This window comes from Castellaniella daejeonensis (assembly GCF_039523555.1).
In the GTDB taxonomy this organism is placed as follows: Bacteria; Pseudomonadota; Gammaproteobacteria; order Burkholderiales; family Burkholderiaceae_B; genus Castellaniella; species Castellaniella daejeonensis.
Genome location: NZ_BAAAFN010000013.1, coordinates 45,217 through 61,063, shown reverse-complemented (window position 1 = coordinate 61,063; position 15,847 = coordinate 45,217). Strand labels below are relative to the sequence as shown.

The window sequence follows — 15,847 nt, the reverse complement described above, 5'->3', positions numbered from 1 at the left end:
TCGATTCCTATTGTTCTGTGACCGCTTGTAGCGAACCGGGCGCTTGCCAATCCTGGCCAAAGTGAGCGCGCAGGCTCTCGATGGCGGGTGGCAAGGCGCCGTTGCAGGTCACGCCCAGGTAAGTGGCCGCACGCGTGGTGCCCACGTACAGGTATTTGTCGAAGAGCGCTGGATGCAGTGCGGCGAGCTGGTCAATGCCCACGAAGAACACCGCTTCGAACTCCAGGCCCTTGATGTGCTGGATGTCGAAGACGCGCACGTTGCTTTCCTGACCCACCGCCTGACCCTCGCGGCAGGCAATGACCTGGATGTTGTGTTCGGACAGGGCTTCGTTCAGCGCCTCAGCCACTGGTGCCACGTCGTCCTCGGCATTCACAAAGATGGCGGTGGACGGCAGCTGGCCGACGAAACGCTCAATCTCTCGGATGCGGTCTGCCAGCCAACTGACAACGATTGCTGTGTCTGTGGCGTGCTCCAGGAGCGCGGGCGCTACGCCGCCACTGTCCACATGCGCGGGCAAGCTGACGTTCTGCTCGGTGCCGCCGACGGCATGAATCATGGCGCGAGCGAGATCGTTCAGTTGCTTGCTTTGCCGGTAGGAGACGGTGATCTCCTTGATGTCGAAGTCGGCAAAGACCCACTTCATTTCTTCGGCGGATCGCGCACCCCAGGTGGTCAGGCGCTGGTTGAAGTCGCCGCAGGCAAAGAACGAGCGCAGCCGTGGATGCGCCAGGGCGGCCATGCAGGCCAGTTGGATAGGCGAAAAGTCGGTCGCCTCATCCACCAAGACCTGGTTGCGGCAATGGCCCAGGATCGGCTGGAGTGCAGACCAAGCAGGGCTGTCGATATCGCGCAGAACATTGGGCCGGCTGATCAGGTCGCCTGCAGCCCGCAGGATGGCGAGCAGCACAATATCCAGTTCGAGCGGATGGATATCGCGGGCTTCGAAGCCTTCGTTGCGATACCAGTTCTCGGCTTGCTGGCGATCGCGCCGGAACGCGCGGTAGCGCTTCGGAATGCCGTCGAGATAGCGCTTGACCGGGTTCACGAAGCGGCGCGCGTTGGTCTGCACCAGCAGACTTGCACCCACATCGGCGCGGTCGGCTTCCGTCAGGCCGCGATCGGCCAGCCACTCGATGATTTTGCCGTTGCGCGATGACTTGCTGACCGCGCGCTTTGAGGCTGCAGCCCGAGCCTGGGCACGCACGGCTTGCATGTAGGCGTTGAGCGCGGCGGCACGACCGGTGCGCGGTGCCGTGGTGTCTTCTTCCTCATCGGCATCAAGCTCGTCTTGTTCGTCGGCGTCGGCGATCTGGGCTTGCTGCAGGCCGTCGATGAAGCGCGCCAACTCATCCAGGAACGCTCGATTGCGATTCAGCTGGAGGTTGAGCGCTGCCTTGATCTTGCCGTCAGAGGCTTCCTTCAGGCTGGCGACGAGCGCCTGGACCTTGGGGAGCTCAGCTGCCAGCGATCCGAAGGTGGACGCCAACGCGCCATCGCCCGCTTGCGTAAGGATGTGGTGCAGCCGCTCGCCCAAGCTCTGGACTTCTGGCACCTTGGCTTCGCGGAGCATGTTGGCCGCTTCATGCAGCTCTTGCACGTAGGCGTTGCGCTGCCATGTGTTGAAATCGTCGAACCACTGAATCGGGCGATCCAGCGCCCCTGCGCTCAGGCTTGGCAGGCTGTCTTTCAGGACAAAAGTGCCACCACCCGATGCGGTTCTGAGGACACCGAAAGCGTTCCTGGCCAGCTCGCGCCGATAGTCCTGCCAGGTTCTGATGCGCAGATCGGATGCGGGAACGCCTTCACGAGCAAAGGCCTCCTTGAGGTACTGCTTGAGCAATTCAGTGGGCGTGAACATCAGCCAGCTGTTGGCGTGCGCGACGCCCTGGGCAGTGGCCACCATCTCAACCAAACGTTGTTCGCCTTCTTCCAAGAAAGCGGTGTCGAGCTTCTGGCCAAGGCGGCGGATCAAGGTTGTCGTCTTACCAGTGCCGGGCGGGCCAAGAATCAGCAAGCGCTTGTCGAGGGGAAGTCGAAAAATCTCATCCTGGTATTGGTCCAGAACGGGCTGATCGCGCAGCCCCATCTTGGTGATCACGCTGCGGCGCACGCCGTCGATGATGTTGGCCTTGACGGTTTCTTCGGCCAGCAGTTGACCCAAAAGGTCTTCGGTGACTTCTTCTCCGGCAACCTCAGTCAGTAGCGCTCGCAGCGACTCGATGGTGAGTGGGCCAAAATGCTCGGCTTCCACCACGGTATCGCGCGAATCCCAGCCGTCTGCCAGTGCGGTGGGCCGGAGTTGGGCACGCTCCAAGACCTCGACAACGGTGCCATTGGGCAGGGTGAATTCAGCCCCAATCGCCAAAGAGGCCAGACGACCAACCGGGGCGCGGTAACTGGCCAGATTCTGAAAGCCAGAAATTGGTGTGGTTCGACAGATGTAATAGGTATGTTCTTCGCCTTCCTCATCCATCACCACGATGCGGGCGATTGCTGGCTCGACAGTTAAGACCTGGTAGCTTTCGCGATTTGCCTGACTGATTTGATCTAGCTGCTGCACAGCTGAGCTGGAGGTCATCGTATTGATGCTTGCCAGGGTGTCGGCGCCCAACGCCCACTTGTCGTGTAGTTTGTTCTTTGCTGCAGTAGCGATGCTGTCGAGCTGGGGCAGGGTTTCTTCTGCAATGTGCTCGATGTGCTGCCTGGGTTCTTGTGTGATTTCCATCATTTAGTCCCCACCTGCTCTTGATTGTTCACTGACAAGCAAAGACACCTCAATCTCGGCGTAGAAGCCAAGCTGCACTTTGATTTCATTGAGTTGCTGGATCAGTGCATCAATGTCTGCCGCCGAGGTTATCTTTACTGGCACGGTAATCGACTTGGTAAGTTTGGCTGGGCCTTGTTCACCAGTTTCGGCACGTTCTTCTTCTATGCGCTGACGCAGGCGTTCCTGGCCCTGACGTTGGATTGAGCGCTTCAAATCGTCGAGGGTGCTGTTGATGTCGTAGTCGCGGGCCAGTAGTTTCTTGAGTCCGGCCAGATCCTGAGTGGTCGCCAGAGCGAGCCCGTCAAGCTGATTCACCGCGTTCCCGCGCTCCTCCTGGGTGAGCTCTTCCCACTCGGGGATGCGCTGCAGATCCTCGACACCTTCCTTCAAGCGCAGTTTTTGCTGATCCGAGAGCGTGATGACCGCATCGCGCACGCGGCCCTTCAGATGTGTAAGCTGCGAATTGAAGTCGGCCGTGTGCTTATAGAAGTCCTCCTTACCCGAGCGCTCAGACAGGGTTCCCAGGTCTTCGGCGAGTTCGCGGCGCAGCTCTCCTGGCACGCCGGTATCCGGCAATGACTTGATTTCGCGGCGATGGGCTTGCAAATCACGCAGGGTGGCGTCGAGCCCGTTGTCGAGCGACCGCTTCACTTCGAGTGCCCACTTGAGATTGTCGTAAATGGCGGAGGTTTCGGCACCCAGGCGCTGCGGAGCATCGGAGGCATCGGTGAACAGGACGTCGGCAATGTCCTGGTTCAAGGTGCGGATGCGGTCACTGCCCGCCAGCCCAAGGCCGCTGAGCTTCTCGGCCAAGGATCCGTAGTCATGCTGGAAGCGAGGGAAGTGCTTCGCCGCTGCCTTGCTGATTTCCTGCTCCAGCGGGATCACCATGTCACCGACCAACTCGGTGAGTCTTTCAGCGGCACGACCAAGCGTTTCGATGGAGGGGCGCTCGTCGCGCAGCGCGACGCCGATCTGCTTGAAGGAGTTGTTGTTCTTCAGTGCGTCGATCGCCTGCTGCCCGGCAGCTGTGACCTCACGACCAGAAACTTTGAGCTTGATTTCGCCCGCCATGAGCATGGCGGCTACGATGTAGCGCGTGGTATCAGAAGACCAGCCAAACGGATCTTTGCTGAAGTGCTCCAGCAGCCGCTTGCCGTCCATGGTGCCATGTTTGTCAATGGTGTCGCGGATGCTGATCATCGCCTTGTGATCAGTCTTGAACGAGGCGCGACCGGCCACGGTTTGCACCAGCCCGAGCGGGTCCAGCGCACTACTGATGGCGGCGGGATTGGCGACCTTGAGGAATTTCTCAGCGGTGTCGGTTCCCGCACGTACCGGAGCTTCGACATAACGGTCGAACACCTGGTCGGCCACGTCAGAGAGCAGCTTCTTGGCGGCCTCCAACAAATCAGCATCCAGCGCCGACACCGCCGTGGCCTGGCCGCGGAACACAAACGAGCCGGCTTGCAGAGTTTGTTTTATCTTGCTCTGGAGCTGGGTCGCCAGCTTGGCAGCACGGTCGAGCTGGCCGGTGCAATAGTCCTTGACCTCTTGGTCGGGCTCGTTGCGGTGCAGTTCGGCAATGCGCTGGCAGCGATGGATTTCGTTCGCCAGATCGTCGAGTTCGGAATTGGCGCGAGCCAGGAGCCCGATGACATTCCGACCGGCCCGACTACGGGAGTCATCCAGCATGCGGTTCTTGGCGGTGTCGTAGTCGCTGGCAGGCACCAACTCGACAACGGTCTGGATCGTGCTCTGGTCACCGGCCAGGCTGGTGATGGTGCTGCCAGCCTGGACCTTCAGGCCCGTAGCAACGGCCATGGTGCCGTGGAGGCTGACACGGGGCAGCGGATCAAAGGACTCGCGCAGCGCATCGTTGAAGATGCGCTTCACATCGACAGTACGCAGGGCAATGGCACCGCGTTCTTGTTCGATGTCACGCAGCTTCTCGCTGAGGAAGACGAGATTGCCATCCTTCTCGCCCAGCGGCACATGCACGTCGTTCAGCATTTCTTCAACGGCTTTCTTTACCGTATCGAGCTGTGATGCTGCAGTGATGGACGGGTGCATCAAACTGGCGACGTTCTGCACCGACACCGGCAGGTTGCCGAGGATCTGCAGCACGGCGACGGACTTGGCAATGTCCTGATGGAGTTGCGAATCCGGGAAGCGAATCTGCACCTTGCTGACAGCCTGCTGGATGGATGTGAAGGCGCGGCGGATGTCCTTTTCCAGTTCGTCGTACAGCGTCACCGTGGTGGCGAGCCAGCCCACCGGCTGATCGGCCATCGCCTTGGAACCGCCTTCACCTTTCAGGACATCCTGGATCACCTTGATCGCAGAGCGCAAACCGATCCCGCCGGTGGACTTGGCCAGGGCACCCAGCAAGTGCAGCAGGATGTCGAAGTGCGCAGGCAGGAACGGGTAGAGATTGGTGAAACTCTCTTTGCTGAAGTCCGCGTCGTAGTACTTGGCGTCTTGCAGCTTAGTGTTATGTCGCAGCGCTTGACCATGAGCATCGAACAACTTGCCCAGTTCGGTTTCGCCTGCCGGTGACTTGCCGAGTAAGCGGCGATAGCAGATCTCTTTGATGTCGCTCGATTCGAGGTCGATCTGGATCGGGAAGCGATCCTTCAGCTTATAGAGCTTGTCGGAGTTCAGTGCGGCGCGTGGGTCGTCTTCCGTCAGTGTCTGCTGCGCAGTAGAGATGATCCAGGCCTTGCCGTCGCCCAGCCGCTTCAGGTTCTTGGCCAGACCATCGAGGTTGAGGATCAGGTTGTCACGCGAGGCCACGTACTGGCCGACTTCGTCGACGATGAAGATGATGTTCTGCTTGCCGCTCTTTTCGCGGACGATGTCGATCATCTCCTGCACGCGCTGGTCTTCGAACTGGAAGAAGCCTTCGGTGCTGGATGAGAAGGACTTGGCCTCGGGGAAGAGTGCCGGGTACATCTCATGGGCGATCTTGGGGATCAGTCCGTCGATGGCCAGCGGGTTGTTTTGCACCCGCGCCCAAGTCGCACCCGGCAGCGCCTGCGCGATGCGGTCGTGCAGCTCGGGGGTGCGGCCATCCTTTTCGACCATGCGCTCAAAAGCGGCAACCTTCAGGTTGCGCGAGTAGCCGGCCCATTGCAGCACCTTGAAGTAGAGGACGGTGGAGACGTCTTCCATCGTCGCGCCAGCGAGCATTTCACTGGCCAGATCCAGCATGACCACAGCAGCCGGGAAGCGCTTCGCTACAGTGCTGAGGAGCGCCTTGGTTTGTGGCTTATGCAGGCGGTCTTGCAGGTAATTGATGAACGGCGCGCCGTCGATAGTGCGCTGATCATCAAACGCCAGGCCGAGGTACTTGGTGAACGAGCTCTTACCGGAGCCGTAGAAGCCTGAGACCCAAACGCCCACCTCATTTTCGCCACCGGACTCCATCGCGATCTGCATGCGATCGAGGAGCTTGCGGAACTGCTCCTCAATGCTCTCGGTGACCACATATTCGGAGATCTCAGCCTTGAGGCGGCCTTCTTGCGAGGCGCCATAGGTGATGACCTTCTCGATGGTCCGGTAGATGTCCTTGCTTGGATCGAAGAGTGAGCGAATGGTCATGTTTGTATTTCCAGGGTGTCTGTTCAGCCGCCGACGTGGACGGAGCGGTAATTGCCGTCTTCCGGGTAGAAGCCGAGAAACTTCAGGCGCGTCTTGCCGGTTCGCACGCCGGGGTACAGAAAAATCGTCGGCACATGAAACTTGCCCTGGAGTTGACTCTCGATGGCACCGATCCGCATAAACGGGTGCAGTGCCTCAAGGTCCGTTACCAAGAGCAACGCGTTCTGCTGGCCTTCGAGCGGCTGTAGGGCATCCTCAAGTCGCTTCAACAGGCCGTTATCCGCTGTCAGAATGTCCGCCAGCGCCTTGTTGGTACGCGGCCAATCCAGTGGTGCTGACTTGTCTTCCATCACGCAGAGCGACCAGAACGGGTCGTCTTTGAGCAGCGCCCAGATCTGTTCGGCGATGGAGAACGTGTGCACGTCCCAGCCTTCCTGGTGCAGTTTGGCCACCCAAGCGGGTGTTTGCCGCTTCACCTCGAGGATTTGCTCTGGCGGGAAGACCAAGTAGTAGATCGGCTCGAAGCTCGCATGGCCGAGCTCGCGTCCGTGGCGGATGCGCTCGCGCAACTCGTCGAAATCAGCTTTGAGTGAGGACATCGCAGAGCGCCTCCATGTTTTGTTGTTTCCAACTGATGCGAATCACATCACCCGCCGCTTGGACGATGAGCAACCCTTTCAGCGAAAGTCGCTTGAGCTCTTCCAGCACGTCCTCCCGTGCCAGGCCAAACAACTGCCAGTCTTCGTGGGTCAGCAGCGCGTTATCACCGACGCCGGAAAAGTGCAGCTCATAGGCTAAGTAAGCAGCCGCAGACGGCGAGATGCGGAACGGCAGGATGCGACGACTGGAACGCAGCCCACGCTCAAGCATTCCGTAGTCCGCACAGCATCCTGTCAGGTAGGCAGAGACGCGCCGCACGGTGGTTTCCGACCACCGCTTGATGGTTTTGCCGTCATCGATGCCTCGCTCGACAAAGGCACGGGCGTCTTCATTGGTGATCTGTGTGTATCCACCGGCGTATCGAGCCCAGTAAACGTGGCGCACGAAGTCACCAAGAATGGGATTGGCGCGGCTCGTGAAAACCAGCATGAGCTGCGTCAGATCGGCAGTGGAAATTGTTGCCGACAGGCGCTTGAGGTGAGCAGCCGGTGTACCGCCATTGACCAGATAGCGCGGGGCAAAGCATTCGACGACGATGTTGCGGAGTCGGCGCGCGGTAACGGTGGGGAATCGACCAGATTCCAGCGCGACTTGATGCAACTGATTCGCCGACATGCCTGGCGACCACAGGTCGAGCAGCGTCTTGGCCTCGTTGACGAGCCCAAGGCCTGCTTGTAACTGTGTCGTGTAGGGCTTGTTGTCGGCCACGATCACCCCACCAGATACGGATATGTTTTGGCGTCCTGCGTGAACGCCGATAGATAGGCTGCCGCGATGGCCTTCAGGGTGTCGGTGGAATCGATATCTTTGATGCTTCCGACCGCCGTTGGACCCACGCTGGCCGTACCGCTCGTCGCGGCCAAGCGCTTCAACGCATCCAGCGCAGCCTCTTTGCTCTGCGGTGTCTGACTGGCGAGTTCTTCTCCCGCGCTGCTTTGCACGATCGCGTGCAGGTCTTGTTCGACTTCTTCAGGCAGCCGGAACAGGTGGTAGCTACCCACGCTCAAATGCTCGTCGTGCAATCGTCTGGCTGCTTCCAGCACACCGTGGTACTGAGCAAGGCGAGACGTTTTCGAGAAGACCGGCTCCAGGAAGAGCTTGCTCGATGACTCATAGAACGCCGTGGGCCACCAGGCGCACTGAGCACGCTCGCCAAGGAAGCCGACAATGACGCGCAGCCGTAAAAGGTTGGTTAGAGATGAAGCTTCACCATGATATTGTGATTGCACAGCCTGAAAAGACTGAAGCTGATTGTCGGCGCTGGTCATGTCTTATCCTTTGAGTTGTTGATCCGGTTGCCCGGATCTGCTGCGCCGCCGCTCCTGACCCAGGCGTCCACATCTTCCTGCTTAAACTTCCAAAAACGGCCGACCTTGTGGCCAGGCATGTTGTTGCTTGTTACCCAGGTATAGATCGTGTCCTTGGTCACGCCAAGGTACTTGGCGACCTCTTCTACGGAGAGCCATCGGTCGTTCATAAGATGAGCCTGTGTGAGTCCAAATGTGTAGGACAAGTTTGTCCAAGTGTAAGCCATAAATAGGGTTGATTAGGGTTTGTCCCTGTTGGTTCCTGGTCAGACTGGAGGTTTTCACCCTTGGGTAGCACGGACGCTCACGGGCGGGGAGATGCAGTCAGACCGTCCTTCGTCCGGTAGCGGCGCTCGCCGCGCGGCCGGTATCCGCAGTCCATCTCCACGGCGCAGGCAGCCATTGCCCTGAGTCCGCCGCCCAAAACGCCGACTGTATCACTGCGCTCCTTGCTGCAAGGGGTGCGCGTTGCCGGGTACTCACCCGGTCCCTTCGTCTCTCTTCGTTCTCCTTCGGGCTGCGGCTTGCGTGCCCGCCCCTTTCCGGTCGTCCCTGCGTGATTCAGCACGGCAAGGCGACGAACTCACGGCAACGGTGGCACTCCGGGCCCAGCGTAGTACAGCGGACACCGCAAAACCTACGTTCAGGCTCGGAATCTTCGGCCCCGGTAGCCGGTTAACCCCCGAAAGGAGAAAACCCATGAACGCAAACAGCACCGCAGCCCTGAGCTACGACAACATGAACGACGCACAGCCGCTTTTTGTGCGCAGCCCCAGCGGCCGCTACAAGCCCGCGACCGATGACCAGATCCTGGCGGCTGGCCGGATGGCGGCAGAAAGCCTGATTTCCACGGCCAACACCATGATGAATCCGGGACAGGTGGCCAAGTTTTTTCAGTCCAAGCTGGCAGGCCTGGGGCATGAATGCGCGGCCTTTCTGTATCTGGATTCGCAGTTAAAGCCTATCCGCTATATCGAGCAAAGCAGTGGGACGCTCAGCCACGCCAGTATCTATCCGCGCGAGATCGTGAAGACGGCGCTTCGCTTGAATGCCGCATCGCTTTTTATGGCCCATAACCACCCATCGGGGATTGCCGAACCCAGCCCGGCGGATCTGAGCTTGACCCGGCAGCTGAAGCAGGCACTGGCCCTGGTGGATGTGCGGGTACTGGATCACATCATCGTCAGCGGCAAGGAAACCACCTCGCTGGCTGAGCGCGGCCAGGTGTAGGGCACTGGGGCAGGGCGGGTGGCCGCCCTGCAGCCTGAGGCTGGCGAGTTGGCATGATCGGGTGATCATGAGGGCTGCGTCGGCTCCTGCCGTGCGTCGGGTGCCGCACGGCAGGGGCCGGGGAAACAGCGAACTACAGAACGTGCAAGGCCGACCGGGTCAGGGTGCCCCGGCCGGCCTTGCTATTTGGTGCCGGTGGCAAGGATGTGTTGGGTAGGGCCTTTGGCCAGTCTGAGCCCCGCCATACCGGGGCTGATGGGCGCTCGCCGCGCGGCCGCCCTGTGGGGTGATCGTATGGGCCAGGCCGTTCTCCCGTTTTCCGTGATTCCCGCCGCCTGACACCACCGACGTGTACCACTTTCGCTTCTCGCTGCAAGGGGTGCGCGCTACCAGGTACTCACCCGGTCCCTGCGCCTGAGGCTTCGGGCTGCGGCTTGCGTGCCTGCCCCTTTCCGCTCGGCGCTGCGTGGTCCAGATCGGCACGGCGACGGAACTCACGGAAGACGGCGGCAAGACCGGGAAACCCACGTCAACCCCACAGGGCGGTTTGACGATCCAGCTCAAGAATCTTCGGATCCGGTCAGCTGAAAAGCAGTTCAACCCTTGTTTTGGAGATTTGATCATGAACACCTACGAAGCCAAACAGGCAGCCCGCAAGGCCCGCTATGAAGAACGAGCAGGGCAGGCACATGCACAGTCGGATGCGGTCGCGTCTCAGGCCAGCCGCATAGCCGATGCCATCCCCATGGGCCAGCCCATCCTGGTGGGGCACTATTCCGAAGGACGCGACCGCCGCTATCGGGAACGGATCAGCCGAGGCTTTGAACAGTCTGTCGAGTTGCAGAAAAAAGCCGAGCACTACGCCAATAAGGCCGCTGCCGTGGGCAAGGGCGGGATTTCCAGCGATGACCCGGCCGCGATCGAGAAACTGCAGGCGAAGCTGGCCAGCCTGCAGGCCATTCAGGAAACCATGAAGGCGATCAACGCTATCTTGCGCCGCCATGCCAAGGCTGGGGCCGATGCGCAGGTGGCCGCCCTGGTGGATTCTGGCCTGACCTACGCGGAACGCGCCCGCGAGCTGGTGACCCCGGACTATATGAACCGCATCGGCTTTGCCCCGTTCCAGCTGCAGAACAACAACGCCAACATCCACCGCATCATGGCCCGCATCAAGGAATTGCAGCGTGCCGCCGAGCGCACCGAAACCGAGCAGGCAGGAGACGGCTACACCTACCGCGAGGATCCGCAGGAGAACCGTGCCATGTTCCTGTTTGACGGCAAGCCGGCCAAGGAGACCCGCGACGTGCTGAAGCGCTGCGGTTTCCGCTGGAGTCCGACGCGCAGCGCCTGGGTGCGCCAGCTGACCGGCAACGCCCAATGGGCCGCCAAGGATGTGATCCGCCATCTGGACGCATTGAATCAAGCCTGAACCCCGCTTTTATCCCTGGGCCGGATCCCGGCCTGGGGCATCACCCCCAGACTTTCATCATTGGAGAATCATCATGGCATCACTGAACCGCGCGACCCTCATTGGCAACCTGGGTAAGGATCCGGACATCCGTTACACCCCGGACGGCGCAGCCGTCTGCAACGTGTCGATTGCCACCACCAGCACCTGGCGCGACAAGGCCAGCGGCGAGCGCCGCGAAGAAACCGAATGGCACCGCGTGGTGTTTTACGGTCGCCTGGCGGAGATCGCTGGCGAATACCTGAAGAAGGGCCGCACCGTGTTTGTGGAAGGGCGCCTCAAAACCCGCAAATGGCAGGACAAGGAGAGCGGCACCGACCGCTACAGCACCGAGATCATTGCCGACCAGATGCAGATGCTGGACGGACGGGATAACGGCCAGGCGGGAGAGGCGAAGGCAGCGGCCGCAGGCGGTTCTGTGGCAGGCAGGGCGAAGGGGCGAGGTGGGCGGATTGCGGCTGCGGCCCCGGCGGCTGGATCCGCAGCGCTGGAGGAATCGGATATTCCGTTTTGAGAGACTGCATGAGCCTGGCCGGGTGATTCCGGCCTGGTTTTGCATGGCGTCCTGGCCCGGCTTTGTCCGGGCTTTGTTGCATTCTGGGCTGGTGGCTTTTTTGGGCTATGGCTGCTGTTTCTGGTGGTGGCCATCCTGGGCCCGTCTGTGCACCCTATGGCCTGCCTGGTGCTGATGCCTGGCCCTGTTCCCAGGCTTCGCCTGGGGCCCTGTGCTGTGACGCTGCCTGCCCGGTTTCCGGTCAGGCTGGGCCGTTCAGTCCCCAAATTCGCTACCGCTCCTTTGTGGCCTTAAACGTCCCACACATGACGCACCCCTGGCGGGGTGGGTAAAGGCGTCGTGGATCAACGGCTTGCTGGAATCTGGCCGGTTTTGGTGATGTAGGACAGATAGGGCACTGGAATGGCGCAAGCCATTGATCTGGCGGGAGGAAGGGCGGCCACGCTTGTAGCCGAATGGCGCGTAGACGGCTGCCTGAGTGGTGGTGGATACCATTCATACACCAGCGGTACCGCCTGGAAACACCATAAACACACCGGCGATACACCATGCCGACACCAGCTGGACACCGTCTGAACACTTGATTCACACCGATAGACAGGCGGGTTTCCACCAAGCCGACACGATTCAGTGAAAACGGACTTCCAATTTTTTACCCAGTGCTGCGGCGTATTTTTTGAGTGTCGCAACCGAGGGGGAGTGCTTTCCGGTCACCAGGGCGTTTTCTAGTCGAGCAACAGCAGAGGCTTTGGTACCCATGCGTTCGGCCACTTGTGCCTGGGTGAGCCCCGCGTCACCCCGGGCTTTCAGGATGGTATCCAGCATCGGCATTTCTTCGCGCTCGATACGTTCATATTCGGCACGAACTTCTGGATCTGACAAGGCCAAGGCCTTGAGCTCTTCATGAGTGCGCATTTTGAATCTCCTTCAATCGTGCTTCGGCGATGCGGCGCTCTGCCGGAGGTGTTTTGTCGGTCTTCTTCACGAAACAGTGAAGCATCACAATACGGCGACCGACGCGTGTGCAATAAAACACCCGGGCAATTCCTTCAGCCCCTTTCAGGCGCAATTCGAATAGACCGCCACCAAAAGCCTTGGTATGTGGCTCTCCGAGGTTGGCGCCCGCTGTGATCATGCGGTCGGTCAGGTTGAAATAGCGGGCCAGTAGGGTTTTAGGGAGTGCCAGCACTTTGGCTTCCACATCTTCACTGTAGTAGTGAATGGTGTATGACATAAGTTGATGTTAACAAATATGTGAATAATTGGTCAATGAGATCAGCGATCACTCGCAGGGGGCTACTGCTCAATTTCCAGTTCGGCTTCTGTCGGGGATTGTGCCTGGCTGAGGGCATTTCGATTTGGTGCCAGTTCATTATTTGTCACGGGCAGCAGGTCATGCGCCAGCCCCTTGACCCCCAGCCGATCCACCCGCTCCGGCAGCTTGTCGGCATCATCCGTGAACACCACGACCTCATGCCGTTCGCGCGAGATGCTGACATAGTAGGTATCCTGGGCCGTGGTGCGGCTGAAGCTTTCCGCGTTGTACAGCACCCGGTCGCAGGTCAGGCCCTGAGCGCTGTGCGCCGTGGTGGTGTAGGCATAGTCCAGGTGCAGCGGCCGGTCAGTCGGCAGGGTGATGCTTTTGTCGCCAGTTTCGATGGTGACGGCGCTGGCCTCGATGGCGACGACCTTCGCCAGCTGGCCGTTGACCAGGTCATGCTGGGCATCGTTGCGCGTGATGCGTACCTGGTCACCCACGGACAGTTCGGATTCGTTCAGGTGATAGACCGAGAGCTTGCCCATGGTGCGTGGAATGAGCTCGATGGACTCAGATTTTGATGCGCCAGGATTCACGGCCTGCACCGTGATGCGGTCATGGCGTGGGATGCCGGTCACCCGGTACAGTTCGCCGCGCTTCAGGCCGCACTGGTAATCACGTTCCGGCACGACGATATCGCCCACGGTGTAGTACCGGGCGACACTGCGTTCGGCCCGCGTGGTGTCGTGGCGGGCCAGCAGCTGGCAGCGCTGGCCCTTGCCTTCCAGGCCGCGCAGAGCGTGGATGCGGGCATTGATCGCCTGGCGCGAGGCGTTGGTACCGGTCACTACAATCGTGCTGGCCTGCTGATCGGTGGGCAGCCCCACATAGGCCTGGGCGATGGCTTCGTACCGGGCCGAACTGTCGCGGGTCTTTTGACCATGCCCATCGACACTGAACTGATCCGGGATGGTCAGCACCCGATCCAGCAAGGGCAGGGACCGGCTGGCCTGGCCATGGGCCGCCAGTTGCACCGCCTGGCGCAGCCGTTCGGATCGCTGACGCTGGATGTCGCCCATGAGCACGGTCTTCATGCCGTGTTCCTGCAGCATGGCAAAGGCGCGGCCCGCCTCGATGGCCTTGGTCTGGGCCGTGTCGCCCAGCAGCACCACCTTCGCGCCGGTGGGCTGGATGAGTGCCAGCAGTCTGTCCATCTGGCGCACGGGCACGACCCCGGCCTCGTCGATCACCACCACGGTCTGCGGGCCCAGTTGGCTGGTAAAGGGCCGCTTGTCGCGGGCGGCCAGGATCGAGGCCACAGTATTGGCGGGCACACCGTCCTTGCGCAGATTGCGGACCATGCCGCCATAGGGGGCGAGTGCCACCAGGCTGTGGCCATGCTGCTGCAGGATGGTCTGGGCGTTTTGCAGCGCGAAAGACTTGCCGGTTCCGGCCAGGCCCTGGATGCCGCTGATCTGGTCGGTGTCGCTGGCAATCAGCATCACGGCTTCGCGCTGGCCTGGGGTCAGGCGCTTATCCAGCCCGGATTCGGCCACGGTGCTGGCGATGGGGGCCTGCCAGGCACGACGGCCGCTGGCTTCAGCCGCCAGGATCCGGGATTCCGCCTCATAGGCCTTGCGCGTGGCGTAGCGCGGGCTTTCCATCAGGAGCCGTCCTTGGGTGATGGCTTGATCGATGAGCTGTAGGGCGGCATTCTGCAAGGTTCCGCGCAGGCGCACGACTTCGGCCGCCCAACCGTCGCGGGTCATGGGTGTGGCCTTCATGTCTTGCGTGCTGCGATAGTGTGGCGCTTCCTGGATCAGAGCCCCTGCCTGTATACGCGCCTGGATGGCTGACTGGATGGCGGTGACATCCGTATGACCACCCGCGTGGCGCACGGCGCTTTGCAGCAGATCGGCCAGTGGCATGACGGACTCGCGTTCAGCCAGGTGCTGGATTGCCCAATCCAGTGATGCCTGGGCGACCAGATCGGAGGCCTTGCGGGTGTCCCTGGTGTTCTGCCGTGGCTGGATGGCCGTCTGCAGGCCTGCCTGGTCAAACCGCATGCCGATGGCTTGGGCCGCTGTCTGCCATTCCTGCTGCAGCTCGGCCCGGCTGTAAGTCTGTGTCTTCTGCTGTCGGTGGGTGAGGGTGATGCCCTGGCGCAGGGCGTGCGGGGCCTGGTCGCGGCTGATGCCGCGTGCAGCCAGTTCCGCCGTGATGCCCGCGCTGCGCTTGCTGAAGAATTCGATCTGTTCCCGGCTGATGTGCGCGAGCTCGATATGGTTCTTCTCGTGGCGCACGGCATAGCCCAGCGCCCGGACATTGCGCTCCAGCGTCGCTTGGTAGATGGAGTCGGTCACCCGCAGCAGCTGGAAAATCTGTTCGTTGGATAGCGCCACCCACTGGCCATCGGCCCGCTGGGTCAGATTCATCAGCAGCGCGTGGACGTGCAGATGCGGGTCCGGTGCAGCGTCTTCAGTAGGCCGGGCCGTTTCGTGGCGGAACTTGGCGATGATGAGGTTGCCCGTGTGCTCCACCCGCGACTTGCCGTTTTCCTTCCTGCGGCCCATGGCCAGGTGCTGTTCGACATAGCCCAGGGCCGTGGCCAAGGCATCATCGTTCGCCTGGATCAGGCGCTCGTCGCCGCCGATGAGGGCCTGCAGCGTAATGCTTTTGGGTGCGCCGAAAGTCAGATCCAGCGCCGCGCGGGCCTTGGCGTCCTTGCGCACCGATTGACTGGCCGTGATGCCATGGCCAAAATCACCCTGCAGCATGGCTTTGAACCGGGCAGGATCGATGGCACCGACTGCGCCCAAGCGCCTGGCGCCTTCACCCTGCCAGGTTGCAGCGCTGCCATCGCGGCTGTAGTAATCGTCGGCCTGGTCGGCATAGTAGTGGGTGGCGAGGGCCGCACGGGCCCGATAGATCTGGCTGTGCGAGATCATGGGTGTTCCAGGATGTGGGGATGGTAAAAGATCAACCAGCGGGCGCAAAAGGTGCGCCAGTGCTGGCTGTTGGAGGGAAGGGCAGGGGG

General features: G+C 60.9%; 12 protein-coding genes. 3 read left to right on the top strand and 9 right to left on the bottom strand.

The annotated features are described in order from the left end of the window. Positions 1-7: 7 nt before the first annotated feature. Genes ABD022_RS09020 through mads1 form a run of 6 tightly spaced genes read right to left on the bottom strand, consistent with a single transcriptional unit; the run spans position 8 to position 8,510 of the window. Positions 8-2,731 carry an ATP-binding domain-containing protein gene (locus tag ABD022_RS09020; protein WP_343821029.1) on the bottom strand — a complete coding sequence of 908 codons (2,724 nt, stop codon included), beginning with the start codon at positions 2,729-2,731 and terminating at the stop codon, positions 8-10. Further along, positions 2,732-6,373, bottom strand: a complete 3,642-nt coding sequence (brxC, locus tag ABD022_RS09015; RefSeq protein WP_343821028.1) for a BREX system P-loop protein BrxC — start codon at positions 6,371-6,373, stop codon at positions 2,732-2,734. Between the two features lie 23 nt (positions 6,374-6,396). Next, complete coding sequence (locus ABD022_RS09010; RefSeq protein ID WP_004146420.1) at positions 6,397-6,972, bottom strand: BREX protein BrxB domain-containing protein; 576 nt, start codon at positions 6,970-6,972, stop codon at positions 6,397-6,399. Beyond that, positions 6,953-7,741, bottom strand: a complete 789-nt coding sequence (locus ABD022_RS09005) for a DUF1819 family protein (RefSeq protein WP_343821027.1) — start codon at positions 7,739-7,741, stop codon at positions 6,953-6,955. The genes ABD022_RS09010 and ABD022_RS09005 overlap by 20 nt, the downstream gene beginning before the upstream one ends. Before the next feature lie 2 nt (positions 7,742-7,743). Then, the gene (locus tag ABD022_RS09000) at positions 7,744-8,301 is read right to left on the bottom strand and encodes a BrxE family protein (protein WP_343821025.1); all 558 of its coding nucleotides are present in this window, start codon (positions 8,299-8,301) and stop codon (positions 7,744-7,746) included. Beyond that, the gene (mads1, locus tag ABD022_RS08995) at positions 8,298-8,510 is read right to left on the bottom strand and encodes a methylation-associated defense system helix-turn-helix domain-containing protein MAD1 (RefSeq protein ID WP_343821023.1); all 213 of its coding nucleotides are present in this window, start codon (positions 8,508-8,510) and stop codon (positions 8,298-8,300) included. The genes ABD022_RS09000 and mads1 overlap by 4 nt, the downstream gene beginning before the upstream one ends. Positions 8,511-9,039: 529 nt before the next feature. On the opposite strand from mads1, the gene ABD022_RS08990 reads away from it, so the two are divergent. From ABD022_RS08990 to ssb, 3 genes are all read left to right on the top strand, one after another. Beyond that, positions 9,040-9,570: a JAB domain-containing protein gene (locus ABD022_RS08990; protein WP_343821021.1), complete on the top strand. Its 531-nt coding sequence runs from the start codon at positions 9,040-9,042 to the stop codon at positions 9,568-9,570. A 466-nt stretch (positions 9,571-10,036) separates the two neighbouring features. Further along, positions 10,037-10,999: a DUF3560 domain-containing protein gene (locus tag ABD022_RS08985; RefSeq protein ID WP_343821019.1), complete on the top strand. Its 963-nt coding sequence runs from the start codon at positions 10,037-10,039 to the stop codon at positions 10,997-10,999. A 73-nt stretch (positions 11,000-11,072) separates the two neighbouring features. Then, positions 11,073-11,552: a single-stranded DNA-binding protein gene (gene ssb / locus ABD022_RS08980; protein ID WP_343821017.1), complete on the top strand. Its 480-nt coding sequence runs from the start codon at positions 11,073-11,075 to the stop codon at positions 11,550-11,552. A 627-nt stretch (positions 11,553-12,179) separates the two neighbouring features. Here the strand turns inward: ssb and ABD022_RS08975 are convergent. The 3 genes from ABD022_RS08975 to mobF form a co-directional block, all read right to left on the bottom strand. Continuing rightward, on the bottom strand, positions 12,180-12,467 hold the full coding sequence (locus ABD022_RS08975) for a helix-turn-helix domain-containing protein (protein ID WP_343821016.1): 288 nt from the start codon (positions 12,465-12,467) through the stop codon (positions 12,180-12,182). Next, positions 12,454-12,786: a type II toxin-antitoxin system RelE/ParE family toxin gene (locus tag ABD022_RS08970; protein WP_343821015.1), complete on the bottom strand. Its 333-nt coding sequence runs from the start codon at positions 12,784-12,786 to the stop codon at positions 12,454-12,456. The genes ABD022_RS08975 and ABD022_RS08970 overlap by 14 nt, the downstream gene beginning before the upstream one ends. 62 nt (positions 12,787-12,848) lie before the next feature. Beyond that, positions 12,849-15,758 carry a MobF family relaxase gene (mobF, locus tag ABD022_RS08965; protein ID WP_343821014.1) on the bottom strand — a complete coding sequence of 970 codons (2,910 nt, stop codon included), beginning with the start codon at positions 15,756-15,758 and terminating at the stop codon, positions 12,849-12,851. Between the last annotated feature and the right edge of the window lie 89 nt (positions 15,759-15,847).